Raw genomic sequence first — 21951 nt, forward strand, 5'->3', positions numbered from 1 at the left:
CGAAACTGCCCACGCCGGCTGCTGAAGTAGGCATCAACCTGCATCACAGACCCAGCCGACCGGCGCTTCAGAAAACAGCATAAGAAAGTCGACAGACCGACTCAAAACAGCTTGACACCCAGCGTTTCTGATCGAATCGGGGATTCGTTTACGAGCCGCCCATCACTCCCTCCAGGAGAGCTTGACCTCCAGCTCGGACTTCTCCCCCGCCCCGCCGCGCTCCATCTCGACTTTCAGACGCACACGGTCGACGACGTCGATCCGGACCACCTTGTTGTTCTCCACGAACGAGACCTCATTGTGGCGAGCGATCGTGTCGGCCAGCGCCCGCAACTTCGCCGCCGCCTCCTCCCGGGTGAGCTCTTCCTTGGTCTCATATTCGAACAACTCATCGCTCATCGGCGTTTCCTCCCAGATCGTCTGAACTCCGAGATTTCGGACCTCCCGCCGATTGAACCATGGTTCCGGGCCCGAGGTTCAGCGGCCGAAATCGCCCGAGATCGAGACATCGAACTCGGCCAACAACGCGACGGGAGGGCGTAGCGTCGACAGATGAGGACGTCTCCGGTCCGCGTCTTGGAGGAATTCATTCATGAATACCCGCACACTCCGTCTCCTTCCCGCCGCAGGTGTTGCGGCCGCGGCTGTACTCGGTGCGACCGCCGTGCCAGCTCACGCCGCCGAACCCGCATCGCTATCGATCAAGGGCGACCTCGAGATCCTGCCCGGCGTCCACCTTCTCAACATCGACGCCACCGGCACCCGCGACGACGCCGGCAAGACCACCGGCGACTACACCGCCACCCTGATGAACGGCATGTCGAAGGTCCCGTTTCAGATAAAGGGGCCCGTAACCTGCATCGACACCCGCGGCGACTCCGCAGCCCTCGTCTACCCGATCTCGGCGACCGACCCCAACCTCGTTCCGGCGCCATTGAAGGACGTTCTCGCCGTCCAGATCTCAGTCCGCAAGGGTGCCACTGACCACGTCGGCGTCATGGGCCCGGCCCCGACGTCGTCGTTCCACGGTTGTGCACCGGCGGCGACTCCGTTCGCGTTCAAGGGCGACATCGCGATCAAGTGATGGTTGCCGACGATTGACCGCCTTCCGCGCCAGGTCGGTGGTCGTGGGTGAGCATGTCAGCGTCCGCCTGATCCGATCGCCTTCCTGGGAAACCTGCGCGTCAACTCAACGCCTCGCCTGTTATTCGCGAGGAAGCACGTATGAGTACTGCATTGCGAATCGCCGGCACCTACCGCGGTCCACAAGCGCCAGTGGCCGTGATCGTCACGGCGAGCCTCGGCGCCGATATGTACGCACCGAGGCTCTGACGCCTCCGTCCCCCGATCAGTTGAACGTCGGTTCCGCGCGTATCGTTCCTATTCATCAGTGATCCGTCCCACTTGGATGCACAGGTGGACATCACCGAGGACTCGATCGCGCGGTTCACCGCCACGGGGTCATCCCGCCGCGGGCACTCCGGTCGAGGCCATCACCTGTCAGCCCCGTCTACCGAGGAGTTCCGCCGTGGTTGCTGAGCCCGTTCTCGGACACGAAGCGTCCACCGATTCCCTCCGGCTCGAGGTCATCGCAAATCCGGTAGCGAACCTTGCGCTGCTGCACAATCACGTGCCGATCGTCCAGCGGATCCAGATCTCCAACGTCTCCGATGTCGGCCTCACCGATGTCCGGGTCGGCGCACACCTCGCCGGTCAGGCCGACGGATCCGCTCCCGAGTGGTCGGCGACCCTGCCCCGACTGGCGGCGGGAACATCGCACTCGTGGGAGTTCCTCCACGACCTCGCTCCGTCGCGCAGGCACCTCGAGAGCCTGAACGAGGCCTACGACGCACGGATCGTATTCACGGTCGACGCCGACGCCGAGAGCCACTCCGAGAATCTCCCACTCACCGTCCCGGTCCGACTCCTCGCGCGGAACGAGTGGTTCGGTGCGGCCTTCTGCTACGAGTCACTCGCCTCGTTCGTCCAACCCAACACCGCCGGGGTGCACACCGTCCTCGACGAGGCGTCCAACATTCTGAGCACCGCTACCGGCGACAGCTCGCTGCAGGGCTACCAGTCCGGGCCGCAGCGCGCCGGCACCATCGCCGCAGCCATCTACGCCGCCCTGTGTGTGCGGAACATTCGCTACATCAACCCGCCGGCGTCGTTCGAGAACACCGGTCAGAAGATCCGCAGCCCGCAGGACGTCCTCGATCAACGGTTCGGCACGTGCATCGACCTCACCATCCTCTATGCCGCGTGCCTGGAACAGGCCGGCCTGAATCCGTTGATCTGGATCGTCGACGGCCATGCCTTCGTCGGGTTCATGCGCGAGGATTCGTCGCTTCCTCGCCCGGTCCTCGACGAACGCAACAGCATGCTGAACCTCGCCGAGTCCGAACGCGCGGTGATCCTCGAAGCATCGTTCTACGGCGGCGAGAACGCACCCACTTTCCGTGAGGCAGTCGACGCCGCGCGAACCCACCTGCAACAGCCGCTGAAGCTGATGTTCATCGTCGACGTCCGCGCCGCGGGCAACGCCGGCGTCACCCCGTTCATTGCCGGCGTGCAGACTCATCAACAGATCGCGGCCGCCGAAGCCTCCAGGGCCGCCGCCACCCGCGATCTGTCCCTCCCCGACGCGCTGGTCGTCGAACGGGACGACGATCAGGTCCTCGACCTCGCCGACACCGCTCCCGTGCGCGTCAAGAAGTGGAAACGCGCGCTCCTGGACCTGAGCACCCGCAACCGACTGCTGAATATGCGGCCGTCACGCGAGGTGATTCCGCTCGCTCTGCCCGGGCAATCGCTCGCCCTGGCCGATGACCTGGCGCACGCCGGCAAGAAGATCACGATCCGGCCGAGCGACGACTTCAGCGGCGTCCAGGTCCTCAGCGGCATCCGCTCCCCGTTCGAGCTCGGCGAACAGGGCTTGGTCGACATCCTGACCGACCGCCGCGAGGTGTTCGCGATGGTAACCGAGGCCAAGTACCTGTCCACCATGAAGCACCTGCAGCGCACCGCGCGCACCCTGCTCGAGGAGACCGGCAGCACCAACCTCTACATGGCGTTCGGTTCACTCGTTCACACCACCACGACCGGCAAGGAGGCCCATGCGCCGCTGTTCCTGCTGCCGGTGAAGGTAGTCGGCGGCACCGGGAAGAGCCGGTACGAGATCATCGTCGACACCACCGGGATCGCCCTCCCCAACCACTGCCTCATCGAGTGGTTGCGGGTGAAGCACAACGTCGTCATCGACGCGCTCAACACGCCGCCGACCGACGACTCGGGCATCGATATCCCCGCCGCGCTCAAAGCCGTCCGTGCCGCTCTGCTGAAGAACCGACTCGACTTCCGGATCGACGAGACTTCCGCCGTCGCGATCTTCAAGTTCGGCACCCTCGGCCTATGGCAGGACCTTCAGCACTCGTGGGACGTCCTCGAGGAGAGCCCGCTGGTCCATCACCTGACGCACACCGCGGGCGATGGGTTCGTCGACCCTGAGGCCACTTCCGACGAGCCGCTCACGGTGATCCCCGTCCACGAGACCACCCATCCGCTGCCCGTCCACTACGACGCCTCGCAGCTCAAGGCCGTCGAACTGTCAGCGATGGGCCGCACCTTCGTCCTGGAGGGTCCGCCTGGAACCGGCAAATCGCAGACCATCACCAACCTCATCGCCCGCAACCTCGCCGCCGGACGGACCGTCTTGTTCGTCGCCGAGAAGCAGGCCGCCCTGCAGGTGGTGAAGCGGCGCCTGGAAGCGGTCGGTTTGGCACCGTTCACTTTGGATCTGCATGGTGCGGCGCAGAAGAGCGACAACATCCGGAAGCAGTTGAAGGACGCGCTCGAGTTCAAGCACAACTACAACGAACGCACCTGGGACACCGAGGTCGCCACCTGGCGGACCTACCACCAGAGGCTCGACAGCTACCCGTCGCTGGTCCACGACCGCAACGCCGCCGGCGACTCCCTGTGGAGCGCAGCACAATCGGTCGCCGACAGCGTCAACACCCCGTACTTCGAGCTGCCGACCGCCTTCGTCGCGACCGTCACCGACATACAGCTCCAACGCATCCGCGACGCCCTCCGCGCCTTCGGGCGCACCGCCCACCCATCGGACACCGTCCCCGACAGCCCGTGGGTCATCGGTGCCGAGGTAGCCGACGACGCCGCTCTCGGCACCGCAGCCACCCGCGCGGCCGACGCCCTCGCCCGCCTCACCGCCGATACGGCAGCCGACCGCATCGCCCGCACGCTCGGGGACCCGGCAGCGATCGACGTCGCCGTCGCGCAGGCCCGCACCGAGTTCGGTGCGCCGATCGTGACCGTCGCCGAGCTCGCCCGCTTCAACAGTCCCGAGTGGCAGGCCCAGTACCGGCACGCCAGTCAGCAGTTCGCGACCTTCGTCGACCGGACCCGCCAGTACACGCAGCGGTTCATCCCGACCTTCCTCAGCTCAGGCGACGCGGCAGGCATCGCCGCCCTGATCCGCGAATCCCAACACGGGCTCTTCAAGCGCAAGAGGATCGAGGAGGCGACCGTCGCTCTCCGCGGTGTCCTGCATCCCGGCGTCGACATGGCGCTCGACGACGCCCTCCCGCTCCTCGACTCCGTGCCCGGCCTGCGCGCCGAACACGAGAGCCTCCGCCAGAGCATCGCCGAGGTCTTCGGTCCGCACCTCCCGCATCGGTGGGACCCGCTCTCACCCGATGCCCAGCGCTCGCTCAACGCCACCGTGGAACGGCTCCGCGCGGTGTTCCAGTTCGCCGAACAGCATCCGCGCGAGTGGCAAGGTCTGCGCGCCGAACAGTCGATCGCCCCGTCCGCACTCGACGCACTCACCGAGGCCACCGCCGCATGGAGCCAGTGGACGGGCGCACTCGGCGCCACTACCGCAACCCTGCGGCGCTGGCAGCTCGGCCGCCCATGGATCGATGCGTGGGAACAGACCCAGCCGGTCTGGTCGTCGGACATCGGCGGCCGCGGCATTGACGTCGTCCGCCGTTACATCGCGCTGCAGAATCTGCTCGAACCGCTCCGGCAGGCAGGGCTCGACGCCATCGCCGACGATCTGCTCGCCGGGCGGATCCCGTCTGCCGAGGGCGAAACCCGATTCCTTGCAGGTCTGGCACACACCTCCCTCGCCGAGCGCACTCAGCACGGCGGTCTGACCCAGTTCTTGCACACGCAGCAGGACGGAAAGGTCACCGACTTCGCCGCCTTGTCGGACCGGATCCGCGAACTCCAGCAGGACGCTCTGCCCGCGCAGCTCGCCGCCCAACGCCCGTTCGACCCGGACCGACTCAAAGACAACTACGGCGAGCTGCAGCGGGCGCTCGCCGGGAAGCGCAATGCGGCGTCGGTCCGGTCGCTGGTCCGCAAGTACGGACCCGAGATCCAAGCGGCCACCCCGTGTTTCCTGGTCAGCCCCACCTCTCTCGCGCAGTACGTGCCGCCGGGCTCGATCATGTTCGACGTCGTCGTGTTCGACGAGGCGTCGCAGGTGACCGTCGCACAGTCGATCGGCGCGCTCGGCCGCGCCAAGTCCGCGGTCATCGTCGGCGACTCGAAGCAGATGCCGCCCACCATGATCGGCGTCACCTCCGGTGGGGATGCCGAGGAGGAGGACGAGGAGGAGACCGTCCCCGAGGATCTGGAGAGCATCCTCACCGAGTGCGTCGAGTCCGGTGTTCCGAGACTTCCGCTCACCTGGCACTACCGGAGCCAGGACGAGTCGCTGATCGCGTTCTCCAACGAGATGTACTACGAGTCCAAGCTCGCGAGTCTGCCGAGTCCCGGACGCAGCGACGACGCCGGCATCCAGTGGCGACGCGTCGATGGTCACTTCAACCGGGAGGACAAGAAGAACGACTACCGCACCAACCGAGTGGAGGCCGACGCCATCGTTCACGAGGTCACCCGCCTGTTGCACGCGACGCCGCCCGAGCGCAGTATCGGCATCGTCACCTTCAACCGGCAGCAGCAAGACCTGATCCTCAACCTGCTGGAGGAGACCGGCGACGAGACGATCCTCGAACTCCTCGGCGACGACGTCGTCGACGGCCTGTTCGTGAAGAACCTTGAGAACGTGCAGGGCGACGAGCGTGACGTGATCCTGTTCTCCACCGCGTTCTCCAAGAGGCCGGGCGAGAAGCAGATGCCGCTGAACTTCGGTCCCTTGACCCGGACCGGCGGCGAGAAGCGCCTCAACGTCGCTGTGACCCGAGCCAAGCGGAAGGTCGTCGTCTTCAGCTCGTTCGACCCCACCGATATCGACCTCACCCGCACCCGCTCGGTCGGCATGGCGCACCTGCGCGGTTACCTCGAAGCAGCCGCCGCACGCACCAATGGCACCGATTCCTTCGATCCCCGGACGGCCGATTCCCTGCAGACACAGATCGCGGACGTGTTGCGCGACAGCGGGTTCGAGGTCCAGCAAAACTACGGGATGTCAGACTTCGTCGTCGACATCGCCGTGCGTTCTCCCGCCTCCGCGCGCTGGCAGGTGGCGGTGATGCTCGACGGCCCCAACTGGAATCGTCGCGAGACCGTCACCGACCGCGACGTGATGCCCGATCTGCTGCGCGACCGCATGGGTTGGAGCAGCGTCCTGCGGATCTGGCTCCCCGGGTGGCTCAGCGACCGCGACGCGGCGGTCGAACAGGTGCGGGCCGCGATCGAGACCGCCGAGGAGGAACGGCTCGAAGCGCAGTCGGCCGACGCTGGCATCGAGGCCGTCGGGCCGGAGCTGCCTGTGTCACCTGCCGTCGAGAAATCTCAGGCCACGACGACGCCGGCGACACCGTCCTCGGAGCCGACCCCCGTGCCGCCGGAGTTCAGTGCGTCATCCGACATCTCGCCGCTGCCTTCGCAAGCGGCGCCGGGCACACCCGCTCCGGAGCACCACCTCATCGCCCGAGTCGCAGAGCCTCCTGCGCCGCACGCGGGCCCCGACGCCATGATCGTGACACCTGCGTCGGCCGATGTCCCGCCGATAGTCATCACACCGGCTTCGACCTCCGCTACCACGGAAGCGCCCGCACCGATGGGTCCGCCGGTCAAGGAGAAGTACCGCACCGCGCCCACGACGCCGCTCGGCACGCGCGATCAGCTCGACGGCACTCCCGACGCTGCTCTCCGCGAGACGATCCTCGCTGCGCTGCTGGAGACCGTCGACCGCTGCGGCCCGATCGAGTTGGGGTCGCTGTGCGGAAGCATCGTGCGGCGGTTCGGATTCGAGAAGGCGCACAGCAAACGCCGCCAGATCGTCGAGGCGGTCCTGCCTGCGAACCTCGTGCGGGAAGATGAGTTTGGAGCCTTTGTCTGGCCCGAATCGCTCAACCCGTCGGATTGGACGATATTCCGTGTTCCCGATGGAGACGACAAGAAGCGACGCTTGCAGGAGATCGCGCCGGAGGAAGTGATCAACGCTCTCGTCTACGTCGCCGAGCGGTCCCCGGGTAACGCAGACCGGGTGGTCCGCGCCGCACTCGGAGAACTCGGCCAAACTCGTGTGCCGACCGCCGCACTGGAGCACGGATCAAAGATCTTGAGCCTCGCGGTCGATCGTGGACGAATCGTGTTCTCTGGAGGTGCGTTCCACGCGGCCGACTGAGCACGGACGCTGCGGTCATCGTTTGCCACCGGGAGAAATCGATTGAACGGACGACAGCGATCGGTCCGTCCATCTCCCCCTATGACCGATAGTGTCGGCACGTGAGTGAGAAGAACACGCTCGAGAAGTGGGCAAAGCAAGTCGGTTTCGGGCCCGTGGTGCCGTTCAACGGCACCTCGACCCGAGTCGGCAAAAACCCGCAAGTCCGCTACTCCGGCTTCTATCTCCTGTCCTTCACGAACGGCGACCACTACCTCGGGGAGTCCGTCAATGTCCGAGGCCGGATGGGCGGCCACGAAGCCAAGTGGGTGACGAGATCGAGGGTGTCCAGCTCATCCTCGAGAACCTCTCCAAGCCACAACTGCGCGCTCGCGAGAAGATGCTGATCCGTGAGATGAATCGCCGGATCCCTGACAAGTGCCGAAACATCACCCACGCGTCGGTCACGGCTGGCGTCAACGAACTGTCAGAGTTCGTCGACGAGGCCGAACAGCGGGCGTGGCTCGCGAACCCGGCCGGGTTCAACCACGCCGACGACTCCGCGTTGAAACCGATGTCGCCGGCACAGGCTACGAAGTATTCGACAGCAGCCCGACGGTTCGCTGAACTGCCAGACTCCACCGAGCTCGTCGAATCACTTCGCACGTACCTCGAGAACTGCGTCCCAGCGCCGCGCCGAACCGAGTTCCAGAGCTGGAGCGTCAGCAGCGGCACGTACGGCGGTCGTCGCGCATTCTGTGTCTCCGTCGGCAAAATGCAGACGTTCGTCGCCGGTCCGGACGGCAGCGGGTTCATCGTCGTGCGTCAGTCTTCCCTCACCGAGAAGTATTCGCTCCGAAAGATCATGAAGCGGCATCCAGTGGTGGTCGCCAAGCAAGAAGAGTATGCGGACGCGGGTCACGACCAGATCTCGCTGTACGCCGGAGGTCTCGCCGAACTCCGGCGGCTTCTCTCAGATTCCGATGTCCTGCGCGCTGCCGGTCGGCTGACTCTCGACGTGATGCGCAAGCATGCGTGCGTCTACACGCGCTATCACTGCCCTCAGTTGGTGGGGCTCGTGTACGGCTCGATGCAACGAGCCGACGCCGACGTTCCAACGACGGTCGTCGAGTTCGACGATGCCGACGCTGCGCCGACTCCGCCGAAGCCTCTGCCGCTGACGGAGCCACAGGCACCGGAAGGCTTGAGTACGCCAATCGAAGATATGACGGACGATGTCGAGATCTACTGGTTCGTCAACGCCGGACCGGCGTCCACGAAACGAAACACAACTGCAGAATTTCTCGACCGCGGCGAGTGGCGCATGGACCCGAGGGAACGCTACGAGTCGTATGTGCAGGACATGATCTCTGGCGAACGCATCATCGTCCGGAAGCGCTACAACCCAAGTTTGCACCGTTCGATGCCCGGAACAATCTCGTGTCCGCCATGGACATCTTGCTAGTCGGCACCATCACCCAGAACAACGGCGACGGCTGCTCTGTTCAGGTGGCCTGGGATTCCGTGGCCCCTCCTCACACCTGGTACCTCTACACCAACCAGGACCCAGTCTGGGCGATCCCACTTGGCCGCACCTCCTGGGGAGATGCGCTCATCGACTTTGCAGTCAACCATTCCGACCAAGACCTCGACTACTGGCGGAACGCCTACTTCTGGCGGGATCGATTCGGCGATCTATAGGGATACAACCGAGGCACCGCGAGCGTCCCTCTGTAGCTCCGACGAACTCCGGTGACTCCGGCGCTGCCGTCCGTCTGACGAGCGTCGCCGCGGTAACCCTGTCCGTTATGACGCGACGAGCGCGTGTTCAGGAGCGGTGCCAACAACGAAACGCATACATTGCCCGAGACAACACTCGCCGATCAATTGCTCGTTGCGCGTCGCAGCATGCCGAGCGTCTGCGCCAGAACGGCTCACTGAACGTGAGGAGCTGACAGTTCCAGGTGGTGCCGGGTCGCCGTCCGGTGCGGCCCAGCCGCTGCAGGAACGACGGCATGCCCTACGTCGATTGTCGACCTCAACAAGAGACGGGTCCGAGCCCGGCGAACTAGAGCAGTCGAAACCCCCGCGCAACGTGTGGCCGATTTCGGGCCATTGCCAGGTTGAATCACCGCAGTCACTTAGTGTGGACTGGCGACGAGGAAAGGGATGACAGCGACATTGAGAATCCACCGGAGAGTTGTCGACTACGTTGTGCCGCAACGGGTCCCTCTAGTAGTGCCTCATAGAGTGGTGTAACTCGGTGACCAGGACCGTGACCGGCAGCGTGTGGCTGTCGGCATGGAAGCGGTCACCGTGTGATCCTTCGAGTGAACCTCTCACAGCACTCTCGAATGGAGTCATCACGATGACCGCACCCCATATTGTCGACCCTGCCGGCCTGCTGAGCCAAGCCCTCGCCGACGCATCACCGGATCTGATGCGTGAGCTGCTGCAAACGATGATCAATGCCCTGCTGTCCGCCGATGCTGACGCCGTGTGCGGCGCCGAATGGGGCCGACGCTCAGACCAGCGCACCAATCACCGCAACGGCTACCGGCATCGGCCCCTGGATACCCGGGTGGGCACGATCGACGTCGCCGTGCCCAAGCTGCGCTCGAGCACCTATTTTCCCGAGTGGCTTCTCGAACGGCGCAAACGCGCCGAGTCCGCGCTGATCACCGTGGTGGCGGACTGCTATCTGGCCGGGGTCTCGACCCGCCGGATGGACAAACTGGTCAAGACCCTTGGTATCGATTCGTTGTCGAAGTCGCAGGTCTCCCGCATGGCCGAAGACCTCGACGAGCAGGTCGCGGCGTTCCGGCATCGCCGCCTCGATGAGGCCGGGCCGTTCACGTTCGTCACCGCCGATGCGCTCACGATCAAGGTCCGCGAGAACAAGCAGGTCGTCAAAGCCGTCGTGCTGCTGGCCACCGGCGTCAACGGCGACGGGCACCGCGAAGTCCTCGGTATGCAGGTCGCCACCAGCGAAACCAAGGCCTCGTGGAACACCTTCTTCGCCGACCTGGTCGCCCGCGGCCTCGGCGGAGTCCGCCTGGTGACTTCCGACGCCCATGCCGGGCTGGTCGAGGCGATCGCAGCGAACCTGCCGGGAGCGGCGTGGCAGCGCTGCCGCACCCACTACGCCGCGAATCTGATGACGGTGTGCCCGAAATCGATGTGGCCGGCCGTGAAAGCGATGCTGCACAGCGTCTACGACCAACCCACCGCAAGTGCGGTCAATGCCCAGTTCGACCGGCTCATCGAGTACACCGAAGACCGGCTACCCGAAGTCGCCGAACACCTCGGTGACGCCCGTGAAGACCTGCTGGCGTTCACCGCGTTTCCTGACGATGTGTGGCGACAGGTCTGGTCCAACAACCCCACCGAACGACTCAATCGTGAGATCCGGCGTCGCACCGACGTCGTCGGCATCTTCCCCAACCGCGACGCCATCGTCCGTCTCATCGGCGCAGTGCTCGCCGAGCAGACAGATGAATGGGCAGAAGGCCGCCGCTACCTCGGCCTCGAACTACTCAGCCGTTGCCGACTGACCGTCACCGACACCGACCACACGCCGGAGGTGAACACCGACCCACTGATCCAACTACCCGCCTGACCACCTACGAAGGACCACAACCAGTTACACCACTACCCGGGACTTGACCGTCCCTCTCGCACCATTCAGCGTGCACTCCGCCCTGAGCGCCGTGTCGCCGACACAGGTGGTCTGACGACGAATGGACACAGCAGTCGAGCTGCTCTCGGGCAGAACCGTGCCTGCGGACAAGTCCTATCGGACACGCGCATACAGGTGTCCGCTGTGCAATGGCGACGTCACACCTCGTTCCGGAACGATCCGGGTCGACCACTTCGCACACAAGAAGAACGCCCCTCAGAACTGTCCGCTCCGGGCCAACCAGCCTCCCCAGAAGTTCGTCGAGGCAATGACGCGCGCTGTCCTCCATATGCGCATCGTTCTCGTCAACGGGGCACCCGAACTGATCGTCCTCGAGGAGCCACCGCAACCACTCCCACTCCCCCGTCGATACTCCAGCCCGCCCCCGACACGAGTTCCGACGCGAACACCTTTGGGGCGCCGCGACCCGAACGACTCAACGCTCCCCAGCCTGCTTGGCAGCATCGTCTTCGTACGCCATCTCGGCGGCACATTTCGCGGCCACGACCATCGCACTCAACCCGTCACCTGGGGCGACGACCTGATCGTCTTGGCCGAGCATGCGACGGTAGCCCCGAAGGCCGGGGGCAAGAATCTCCCTAAGGTCCGGCTGCAAGGGCGGCAATGGTTGGCATGGCACGTCGAATTGCCGCCAACACCGACGCACAATCTCAGCAGCTGGCTCGCGCACGTCGGTATCACGGCGGAGACTCGGAGCGTTCGGCCACGGCTCGTGACTCCACCCCACCGCTACACGGACGTACCGACGTATCCCGCGAAGACCGCGATCAGCATGGCTGCCGGAAACAAGTCGGCGCGACTATCGATGAGCGGCCCGTCCCAGCCTCGCGCATCGGGCCCGACGCTTATGCCCGATCGTATTCAGTCAGTGACTGCCGACAGGGCGATGCGAGTCAAAGTTGGATCTACCCCTCTCGAGTTCGGCATCGACTCGCGCGACCGAACACACCGCACGTCACTGGCAGGTCGACGGACTCCATCGGCCCGGCCCCCGCAGAAGGAACAAGTAATGGTCAATCCGCAGAGCCCCGTTCTCGGCAGAGTCGGCGCTACTGTCCCTGGGAGCGCCTGGGTGACACCACTTTTCGTTCACGACGACAACGCCTGGACTGAGGCGGTCGCCGAGAAGTTCCATCCGGACGGCACCGTGTTCTGGCACCAACCGCCCCACGACGTCGAGAAGGGCGCGATCGTCGCGTTCCGCATCGCACGCGGGTCGGACAACATGAATGGATCGTCGATCAACAGCTCGACGCCCATCCGGTCGTCGCGTATGGGGATTCCACCTACGGTGAGCTCTTCCGCATCTGGCACTCCCAGCCGCTCAGCATCAGGCTTCCCGACAACGCCGCGGAGGCCTACTTCTCCTTCTCGGACGGCCTCACCCTCGGACCGGTGAAAGGCAGCCACACCACCAGGGGATTCGAACTCGATCTCAATCAAGGACTGGATCGCGTCGAGGCATCACACGGTGCGCCATCTATCGTCGATCTGGGCGCGCCTGGCCAATGGTCGATTCCGCTGCGTCGAGATCTTGTCAGTTTTCGTATCGACTGCCGAAGTGATGTGGATGTTCTCAGATCCGCGCTGACCGACGTTGCCGGGGCTCTCAGGCACACGGGTGCCTCCGTGCCGCAGGAGATCAGCACTCGGAAGGCGGTCAATGAAGCAGTGGAGACCGTCAGTCGCGGGGCTTTCGATGCGACAAAGGCACATCGGTTGGTCCGGGCACAGGAGATCCTGAAGACTTGGGACAAGGGCCACGTCCAAGCACGGGAGATCTCCGACGTGGTCACGAAGCTGCCCTCAGTCGCTGAGGAGGTGCTACGCATCGAGACCGAAGCCACGACAGCAGCCACCCAACAGGCCCAGGCGGAGTGGACGCAACAGAATGCCGAAGCCCAGGCCGAGCTCGAGGCGGCCCGTGCGGAGCACGGTGCACTTCAGGCCGAATCTGCAGTACTCAGATCCGAGCTCGAGCAGACTGAGGACATCGTCCGTCAACGCCTTGCCGAGCTGTCCGAGAACGCCTCCAGCCTGCTCGCCGAGAACGTCATTGCCCGGGCACTGACCCCGCAACATCACGTACCGTCGCCATCGACGATACGTCGAACGACCCCGGTCTTCACCACACCATCCCGAGAATGCAAGACCGTCAGTGCTCAGACATTAAACAAGGTCGCAGGGAACGACCCCATCGTCGCGGAGACACTCACCCGAATTCACGCCGCCCACTGCGCCGGCCTGCTGCCGATTGTGATCGGCGCCGACGCTCAACTGGCATTGGCCACGTACGCACGAGTCGTCGTCGCCGACAGAATCGCCTTTCTCCCGGTCGCGCACGACTTCCTTCACCCCGTCGACCTGCTCGGAGTTCGCGCAGAGACCGGGCAACTGTCTCGGCCGCACGGCGATCTCCTGCGGGTCGCCAACGACGAGGTCGGCCGGCAGACACCGGGGCTCCTGGTGCTCGAAGGGTTCAATCGTGGAGCAACCGAGTCGTACCTCGTGCCCTGGCTGACGCGGATGGACCAGTCGATCACACTCGGCGAATCCGCAAGTGCTGCATTTCAGACAGATACCTTTACCCGCTCGCCTGATCTCCTGCTCGCGGCCACCGCGATCAATGGCTCGACCACCGCACCGGTCGGTCCTGATCTGTGGGGCCGCGCCGTCGTCATCGACGTGCGGCACTGGACGATCTTCGACATCGCCGATATCGCACCAACCTGGATCTCGCCCCGAGTAGGGCGCAGTCCGGAGGCTGACGAGGTCGCAACCGAGGTTCTTCGCAGCGTCATGGCCACGGTGAATCCCTGGTGGCACGTCGACTCGTCGATCCTCAACGCCATCAAGTCATACGCACGAAGCCTCGCGGCGAACGCCGAGATACTCGCGGGCGATACCACGCACATTCGAACCACGATCGCGGAGTGCATCCTGCTGCCGTCCCTCGCCACGGCACTGAGCCGTGAAGAACTTGCATCCGCCGTGGAATCGCTTATCAAATGGGTGGCACCGAAGGACAAGGGCCTCCAAGCGCGACTGAATCGCCGCGCCGATCGGATCATCCAAGTCCTGTCATGAAGGTGACCGTCAAACCGGCAGCCCATCAGTCCGCTCGCGACCAACTGTGTGCTGACCTGTGCGTCCCCGCAGGCACCGGCCAGATCCCGCTCATCGCCGAGCTGCTCCGGGCCGTGTGCTTCGCGTCGACGTTCGACGGCACTCCTGTCAGTGAGGAGTTGCTGGTCGACCGCACCATGGAGTTGCTCGTATCCGCGTGCAGCGAACCTCTGCCGCCGCTGCGAGCACGCGTGAACCGAATCCTGACCATGCTCGAATCGACCGGCGAGCTCACTCGTCTCTTCGACGGAACCTGGCTTGGCGGGCATACTACCGCGATTCCCCAAGTCGGTTCGGCGACCCATCTTTTCGTATCGGGCACCCCGCTTCGCGGCCTATCCCATCAAGTTCGCAAACGAGTGGCCCTGCAGAACTCGCACCGAGTCATTCACTCGCCGCCTTCGACCGTACCGATTGTTGATCCAGACGTTTGGGTCGGCACCGCGCACCGTTCCCTGGCCGAGTGGACGGCGATGACCCTGAGCTCAGACGGTCTCGAACCCGTTCCCGCGAACGTGTTCGACGAGGCCGAGTTCACGTTCTATCGACCCGAACGATCAACGCGAGAAGCAGGAGACCGCGCGCGCTGGCATGGAACGGATTCGTCGCTGTCCGGGCGCGCACTCCTCCAGATCGCGCAGTTCCCTTACCCCGACCGTTACGCGGTCGGCGAGGTCCGCTCCGGCCGGCTCCACGCGTTCCGGTACATCGACTACAACAGCGCACGACGGCTCCAGTTCGGAATCGACCACCTCCGGGACCGCGGAACGAGGGCACGCCGCAAGGACAGCAACGGAACCGTCGAACTGTCACTCGTTCGTCCACTCCCCATGTTCGAAGCCCGCACACTGTTGCTCAGCGGCACACAGACCGACCAGACCACATGGTCTATCCCGACCGATCGCTTCGATGCTGCTTGCCATGTGTTGACAGGGGTCGGGGTGATGGTAGCGCGCTGATTCCGCAAGCCCGAACCTCCAGGCAGTGCATCGCACGTAGCTTCCCTGACGCAGCTCCCACGACTCGCACAGGACCACTGATCGCCGAGAGTCTCCGACCCACCGCTTACCCTGTAGCTGTTACTAGTTCGTGAAAGGAGACCGGGTGGCGTCGACTGACAGTGCCACGTCGCGTTATGCGCTCTCCTTCACCACCGGTGGTCTTCTCGTCCGCGAAGCCGTGCTGCTCACTCCGATCCATCTGACCGCGCAGGACTGGGATGCGACGCGCCGGACCGCCGTCGACGACAACGTCCTGCAGTCCGCCACGACGTCAGCCAACATCCGGCTCGTACGCGAGACCGTCCAACGCCTGCAAGCGTTCTCCGACACCGAACTCGAGGTTCTCATCGAGTCGAGCCCCACCGAACAGCATCACCTGATGTGGGCCGCCGCCTGCCGACGCTACGAGTTGATCGGCGACTTCGCCGAAGAAGTGCTGCGGGAGCGGTTTCTTCTGATGACGCCGACGGTCGGGAACGACGACTTCGACCGATTCCTGGCCGGCAAGAGCCTGTGGCATCCCGAGATCGACGGCATGGCAGCCTCGACGCGCCACAAACTTCGGCAGAATCTGTTCCGCATGCTCTGCGAAGCCGGACTGCGGACCGCCGCCGGCGACATCGTCCCCGCGGTGATCTCCGAGCGCGTCGTCGACCTCCTGGATCGCCGCATGCCCAGCGACCTCCGATTCTTTCCGACCACCACCCCCTTCACCTCTGGCGATCAGGTACAGCGAGATCAGGTACAGCGATGAGCACACCCCCGCGAAACCGCACCCACGACGAGAAGCACGTCTATGAAGTGCTGCGCAGCGACCGGTTCTTGAAAATGGAGGGCCTGTCGAAGGAAGTTCCCTTCTTCATCTATCACTATCCACCGGCCTGGGCGATCGATGTCGACGCCATGCGTGATCGCATCACCACCAAACTGCGCAGCGACGACGGCATCACCGTGATCGGAGTCGACCTCTACGATCTCGCCGTCGACCTTCTCACCGAGCGCGGCGTGTGGGATCGGGTGCTCGCCGCGGAGCCGACGATGGACAAGGGCGAGTTCCGCGAGATGCTCCAGGGCATGCTCGATCCGCACGATCATCTCGCGCCCGCGATCAGGACGCTGCTGGAGGCTGAGCAAACCACCGAACCGAACACCACCGTCGTCTTCCTCACCGGCATCGGCGAGGTGTTCCCGTTCATCCGCACCCACACGGTGCTGGAGAACTTGCAGAGCGTGGTGACCGGCCGGCCGCTGCTGGCATGGTTCCCGGGCACTTACGAGTTCACCCAATCCGCCGGACATCAGCTCCGCGCCCTGAACCTCAGCGCGAGCGACAGCTACTACCGAGCCAAGGACATCCTGGAGCAGGAGGCATGAGCATGACCACGATCGAGGAGATCTTCGCTAAACCGATCGACCGGTCGATCGAAGGCGTGATCAAGGCCGACGACACCTCCCAGCTCGCGACCGAGGTCGAGGAGTATGTGCTCACCAACGAGGCCGCCAAGGGCGTCGAGCAGGTGCTTGAGGCGTACACGAACTACACCAACGCCAACGGCGTGTGGATCTCCGGTTTCTTCGGCTCCGGCAAGTCGCACCTGTTGAAGATGATGGCTCATCTGCTCGGCGAAATCGACGGTCACGACTATCCGCGTGCCCAGGTCTGCACACAGTTCCGCGCGAAGGTGACCGGCAACGAGTTCCTTATCGGGTCGCTGGACAAGGCCGAGCGGATCCCGGCGACGAGCCTGCTGTTCAACATCGATCAGAAGGCCACGCTGATCGCAAAGGATCAGAAGGACGCCCTACTGAAGGTGTTCGTGAAGATCTTCGACGAGTCCCGCGGCTACTACGGCAACCAGGGACACATCGCCCGCTTCGAACGCGACCTCGACTCCCGCGGCCAGTATGTCGCCTTCCAACAGGCGTTCGAGCAGATCGCGGGCATAGCGTGGACGCAGGGCCGCGAGCAGGCCGCGTTGGAGGCCGGCAATATCGATAAGGCGTTCGCCGAGGTCAACGGCACCGAGAGCCCTGGCATCATCCGCCAGTACAGCGCCACCTATGCGGTCTCGATCGAGGATTTCGCCGACGAGGTGGCCGCCTGGCTCGACGCCCAGCCCACCGGCTATCGATTGAATTTCTTCGTCGATGAGGTCGGCCAGTTCATCGGCACCAACACCCAGCTCATGCTGAACCTGCAGACCATCGCCGAATCGTTGGCCACCAAATGCCAGGGCCGGGCATGGATCTTCGTGACCTCGCAGGAGGACATGGAGAAGGTCGGCGGCGACCGCACCAAGGCGCAGGCCAACGACTTCTCGAAGATTCAGGCGCGTTTCGCCAATCGTCTCAAGCTCACTAGCCAGGACGTCGAGGAGGTGATCCGTAAACGACTGCTGGCCAAGACCGACACCGCCGGCACTGCGGTCGCAGCCATCTACGATGCCGAGCACGCGAACTTCAAGACCTTGTTCGATTTCGTCGAAGGCCGCCATTACCCGAACTACCGCGACGAGGAGCACTTCGTCGGCACCTACCCGTTCGTCAGCTACCAGTTCCCGCTGTTTCAGGCGGCGATCGAATCGATCAGCGACCACAACCTCTTCGAGGGCCGCAACAGTTCGGTGGGCGAGCGGTCCATGCTCGGCGTCGTGCAGCAGGTCGCCACCGGGCTCGCAAATCAGCCGCTCGGCACGCTCGCCTCCTTCGGTCAGATGTTCGAGGGCATCCGGGCATCGCTGAAGTCGGCCAACCAGCGGGCCATCCTGTCCGCCGAGAACGCCTGCGACAGCGGCAAACTCAGCCCGCTCGCGGTGCTGCTGCTCAAAGCGCTGTTCCTGGTGAAGTACGTCGACAGCTTCAAGGCCACGCCCCGCAACCTCACGGTGCTGGTCTACGACCGCTTCGGCACCGATCTCACCCGGCTCGGCAAGGACGTCGTCGAGGCGCTGAACACGTTGGAGGCGCAGACCTATATCCAGCGCAACGGCGACCTGTACGACTATCTGACCAATGAGGAGCAGAAGATCGAGCAGGAGATCAAGGATGTCGACATCGACGGCTCCGATGTCGCCGCCAAGCTCAACAGGCTGCTCGCCGAGTCGGTGGTGAAGACCACCAAGGCGGTCGGGAAGAACGGTCAGAACTTTCCGTTCGGCTACAAGCTCGACACGGTCTCCTACGGCAGACAGTATGAGCTGGCGTTGCATGTCATCAGCCCAGAGACTGATTTCAGCTTGGAGCAGGTCAAGATGCAGAGCGCCGGCTTCGACGAGCTCCGCGTGGTGCTGCCGACCGAAGCCAACCGTGTCCTGGCCGATCTGCGTCTGCTGCTCAAGACCGAGAAGTACGTCAAACGCGCACAAGGGTCGAGCCGCACGGCGATCGAGACCCGCATCCTGGGTGAGAAGGGCACCCAGAACGCCGAGCGGGAGAAGGAGATCGTCGAACGGCTGCGGGCCGCAGTGGGATCCTCGACGCTGATCCACAATGCCGGCGTGCTCGAGGTGACCGCCACCGACCCGCAGATGCGTGTCAACGACGGTTTCGGGAAGGTCATCGCCGCCACCTACACCAATCTGGGCATGCTCGGCGGCAAGATCTTCGGCGAGAAAGACTTGGGCGGGCTGGTACATCCGGTCGACGATGCGCTCACCGGAATCGGTGGACATCTCGATGTGCCCGCCGACGATGTCCTGGCCCATCTGGTGATGCGCGGTAAGCGGCACGAGATGGTGACGATGAAGAACCTCATCGAGCGGTACACCAGCAAGCCGTATGGTTGGGATCAGTGGTCCATCGCCGCTGTGGTGGCCTACCTCGCCGGGCAGAGCCAGATCGAGATCTTCCTCGACGGCAAGGCGCTGGCCCGCACGGAGATCGTCGGGGCGCTGCGCAACACTCAGCAATATCCGAAGTTGATCGTCGCGCCGCAGCGCGTGTACGACCAGAAGGTCGTGAAACTGTTCCGCACCTTCGTCATCGATTTCACCGACGACGGCGCCGTCACCAAGGACGCCGCCGAGCTCGGCCGGGTCGGCAAGGAGCATTTGGAGGCCAAGCTCGCCGAGCTGAAGGCACTGCGTGCGGGGGCGGCCACCTACCCGTTCATCGATCAACTCGACGAGCCGATCGAGCTGCTGGCCGAGCTGAGCAGCAATGCGGCACCGTGGTTTGTGGAGCATTTCGCCGGCGCCGACGATCTCCTCGACGCCAAGGACAACTCGATTGATCCGATCAAAGCGTTCCTCAATGGCAACCAGCGAACCATCTACGACGACGCGCACTCATTCATGCAGGCCAACGGCACCAATATTGCCTATCTGCCTGCCGGTGCGGCCGATGGCATTGAGACCGCGCTGGAGGATCCGCAGATCTTCCGTGGCACCAAGACCACACAGCTCGGCACCGCGGTGGCGGAGCTGCGGAAGCAGATCGACGGTGTGATCGCCGACGAGCGGGAGGCCGCCACCGCCAAGATCGACGACTACTGGAAGCAGGTTCCGGTCAGTGCCTCCTATGAGGCCGCCACCGACGCGGCGCGCGAGTCGGTGGCCCGCCGCGCCGAGCAGGCGCGGGAACGCATCAGGACGCAGACCCAGATCCCGGCCATCCGCCACCAGGCTGCACAGTTCGCCGACACCGTCTACCCGGCGATCCTCGACGAGCTCGAAGCCGCGAAACGGCCAGTACCGAAGTCCGGCGGCGAGGACGGCCCGAAGCCGCCGCATGCGCCGACCAAGCAGTCGGTCTCGATCAAGAAGCTCTCTCTGCCGGGAACCGGCAGCGTGCTCGAAACCGAGGACCAGGTCGACGTCTACCTCGATTCACTACGCCGCACCCTGATCGACGCGATCAGGGACAACAAACGCATCACGCTCTGACACCCGTCTCGCCCACTCCGCGCATCTCTCCGCGACAGCACGTTGAAGGACACCTCATGGACACCAAGCCTCTCGAGAACTTCGCGAAGGCCGCACGCCGCGAACTGATCGCCGCCGTCGAGGCCCGGGTCTCGACGGTTCTGGCCGTAGGTTCCGTCGCGCGCAGCGAGCGCGCCCAGACCATCGGCCAGTTGGAGTCCCAGATTGCGGAGCACGGTCGCGAGCATGTGATCGACCAGGTCGCCTACACCTGGTTCAACCGGTTGATCGCACTGCGGTACATGGATGCGCGCGGCTATACCGGTGTCGGTATCGTCTCCCCCGCGTCGGGTCAGACGCATGGCCAGCCTGAGATCCTGGCCGACGCCAAACGCGGCGACCTCGACACCGATGTGGTCACCAGCAGCCGCATCCAGGAGGCGGTCATCGGTCTGCTCGACGGCACCCGCCGCAGCACCGACGCCGAGGGCGAAGCCTACGCCCTGCTGTTGACCGAGTACTGCCGTCACTGGCACAAGACCATGCCGTTCATGTTCGAAGGCGAGGGCGCCTACACCGAACTGCTCGTCCCGGCCGGACTGCTCGCCGACGGCGCCATCCTGGCCCGGGCCCGCGATGTGCTGACCGAGGACGTCTGCGACGACGTCGAGGTCATCGGCTGGCTCTACCAGTTCTACATCTCGGAACGCAAAGACGAGGTCTTCGCCGGGTTCAAGAAGAACAAGAAGGCCGGCGCCGACGAGATCCCCGCCGCCACCCAGTTGTTCACCCCGCATTGGATCGTCCGCTACCTCGTCGAGAACTCCGTCGGCCGACTCTGGATGCTCAACCATCCGGACTCCCGGCTGGTAGAGCAGATGGACTACTACATCGCTCCCCTGCCGACCGAAGACGAACCGACCGAGCCTGCCGAGACCTTCTTGAAGATCTCCGGGCCGGAAGAACTGACCGTCATCGACCCAGCCTGCGGCTCGGGTCACATGCTCACCTACGCCTTCGACCTGCTGTATGCGATCTATGAGGAAGCGGGCTATGCGCCATCGGACATCCCGGGCCTGATCCTCACCCACAATCTGTACGGCACCGAGATCGACCCTCGCGCCGGCGCTCTCGCTGCTTTCGCCCTCACGATGAAGGCGCGGGCGCGGCAGCGCACGTTCTTCAACAAGCGGGTCAAACCGAACATCTGCGTGATCACGCCGGTCATTCTCGACGTCAGCGACCTCGAACAGCTCGTCGCCTCCGGTGACGACCAGGACGCACAACGTGCATTCTGGCGGAAGTTCGAGCACGCAGACACCTTCGGAGCGTTGATTCGCCCCGATGCGACACAGACCGCGCTCGCCGCAAGTCGAGTCGCCGAGCTCGCTGAACACGATGACCTGTTCACCACCGCCTTGATTGACCGCGCGTCTCTGGTCCTCGGGCAGGCTGAGTATCTTGCCCGTCGGTACGCGGTTGCGATCGCGAACCCGCCGTACATGGGATCGAAGCAGATGAACGCTCTTCTTTCACAGTTCATGAAGGACGAGTACCCAAACAGCAAGTCAGACCTCTTCGCCGCTTTCATCGAACGCTGCACCAGCCTCGCGCGGCCGCACGGAGCGGCAGCAATGATCACCATGCAGTCATGGATGTTCC

The 21951-nt window shown here is 64.3% G+C and carries 13 protein-coding genes; 11 read left to right on the top strand and 2 right to left on the bottom strand.

Translation table 11 applies throughout. The features are described 5' to 3' along the window. Window positions 1–162 precede the first annotated feature (162 nt). Complete coding sequence (locus AAFO60_RS20590; RefSeq protein ID WP_347958114.1) at window positions 163–399, bottom strand: amphi-Trp domain-containing protein; 237 nt, start codon at window positions 397–399, stop codon at window positions 163–165. Window positions 400–592: 193 nt separating this feature from the next. Here AAFO60_RS20590 and AAFO60_RS20595 point away from each other — a divergent pair, with 193 nt between their 5' ends. The 5 genes from AAFO60_RS20595 (at window position 593) to AAFO60_RS20615 (ending at window position 11219) form a co-directional block, all read left to right on the top strand. Beyond that, window positions 593–1084 (top strand): hypothetical protein, encoded by a 492-nt coding sequence (locus AAFO60_RS20595; protein ID WP_347958115.1) that lies wholly within the window; start codon window positions 593–595, stop codon window positions 1082–1084. A gap of 444 nt (window positions 1085–1528) precedes the next feature. Beyond that, a complete protein-coding gene (locus AAFO60_RS20600; RefSeq protein WP_347958116.1) occupies window positions 1529–7621 on the top strand; it encodes a DUF4011 domain-containing protein in 6093 nt (2030 codons plus the stop codon). Window positions 7622–7925: 304 nt separating this feature from the next. Beyond that, the gene (locus AAFO60_RS20605) at window positions 7926–9065 is read left to right on the top strand and encodes a hypothetical protein (RefSeq protein WP_347958117.1); all 1140 of its coding nucleotides are present in this window, start codon (window positions 7926–7928) and stop codon (window positions 9063–9065) included. Continuing rightward, window positions 9050–9301, top strand: a complete 252-nt coding sequence (locus AAFO60_RS20610) for a hypothetical protein (RefSeq protein WP_347958118.1) — start codon at window positions 9050–9052, stop codon at window positions 9299–9301. The genes AAFO60_RS20605 and AAFO60_RS20610 overlap by 16 nt, the downstream gene beginning before the upstream one ends. A 667-nt stretch (window positions 9302–9968) precedes the next feature. Continuing rightward, the gene (locus AAFO60_RS20615) at window positions 9969–11219 is read left to right on the top strand and encodes an IS256 family transposase (protein ID WP_347958119.1); all 1251 of its coding nucleotides are present in this window, start codon (window positions 9969–9971) and stop codon (window positions 11217–11219) included. Between the two features lie 1170 nt (window positions 11220–12389). Here the strand turns inward: AAFO60_RS20615 and AAFO60_RS20620 are convergent. Next, the gene (locus tag AAFO60_RS20620) at window positions 12390–12527 is read right to left on the bottom strand and encodes a hypothetical protein (RefSeq protein ID WP_347958120.1); all 138 of its coding nucleotides are present in this window, start codon (window positions 12525–12527) and stop codon (window positions 12390–12392) included. A gap of 168 nt (window positions 12528–12695) precedes the next feature. Here AAFO60_RS20620 and AAFO60_RS20625 point away from each other — a divergent pair, with 168 nt between their 5' ends. The 6 genes from AAFO60_RS20625 to pglX all read left to right on the top strand — a co-directional run. Then, window positions 12696–14387 carry a hypothetical protein gene (locus AAFO60_RS20625; protein ID WP_347958121.1) on the top strand — a complete coding sequence of 564 codons (1692 nt, stop codon included), beginning with the start codon at window positions 12696–12698 and terminating at the stop codon, window positions 14385–14387. Beyond that, entirely contained in the window at window positions 14384–15385 is a 1002-nt protein-coding gene (locus AAFO60_RS20630; RefSeq protein ID WP_347958122.1) for a hypothetical protein, read from the top strand. Before AAFO60_RS20625 ends, AAFO60_RS20630 begins: the two co-directional genes overlap by 4 nt. Window positions 15386–15530: 145 nt before the next feature. After that, window positions 15531–16181: a DUF1819 family protein gene (locus AAFO60_RS20635; RefSeq protein WP_347958123.1), complete on the top strand. Its 651-nt coding sequence runs from the start codon at window positions 15531–15533 to the stop codon at window positions 16179–16181. Further along, window positions 16178–16801: a DUF1788 domain-containing protein gene (locus AAFO60_RS20640; RefSeq protein ID WP_347958124.1), complete on the top strand. Its 624-nt coding sequence runs from the start codon at window positions 16178–16180 to the stop codon at window positions 16799–16801. The genes AAFO60_RS20635 and AAFO60_RS20640 overlap by 4 nt, the downstream gene beginning before the upstream one ends. Continuing rightward, window positions 16798–20310: a BREX system P-loop protein BrxC gene (gene brxC / locus AAFO60_RS20645; protein ID WP_347958125.1), complete on the top strand. Its 3513-nt coding sequence runs from the start codon at window positions 16798–16800 to the stop codon at window positions 20308–20310. Before AAFO60_RS20640 ends, brxC begins: the two co-directional genes overlap by 4 nt. A gap of 56 nt (window positions 20311–20366) precedes the next feature. After that, the coding region (gene pglX, locus AAFO60_RS20650) for a BREX-1 system adenine-specific DNA-methyltransferase PglX (RefSeq protein WP_347958126.1) at window positions 20367–21951 on the top strand (1585 nt) is incomplete at its 3' end.

This window comes from Gordonia aichiensis, assembly GCF_039946255.1.
Lineage (GTDB): Bacteria > Actinomycetota > Actinomycetes > Mycobacteriales > Mycobacteriaceae > Gordonia > Gordonia aichiensis_A.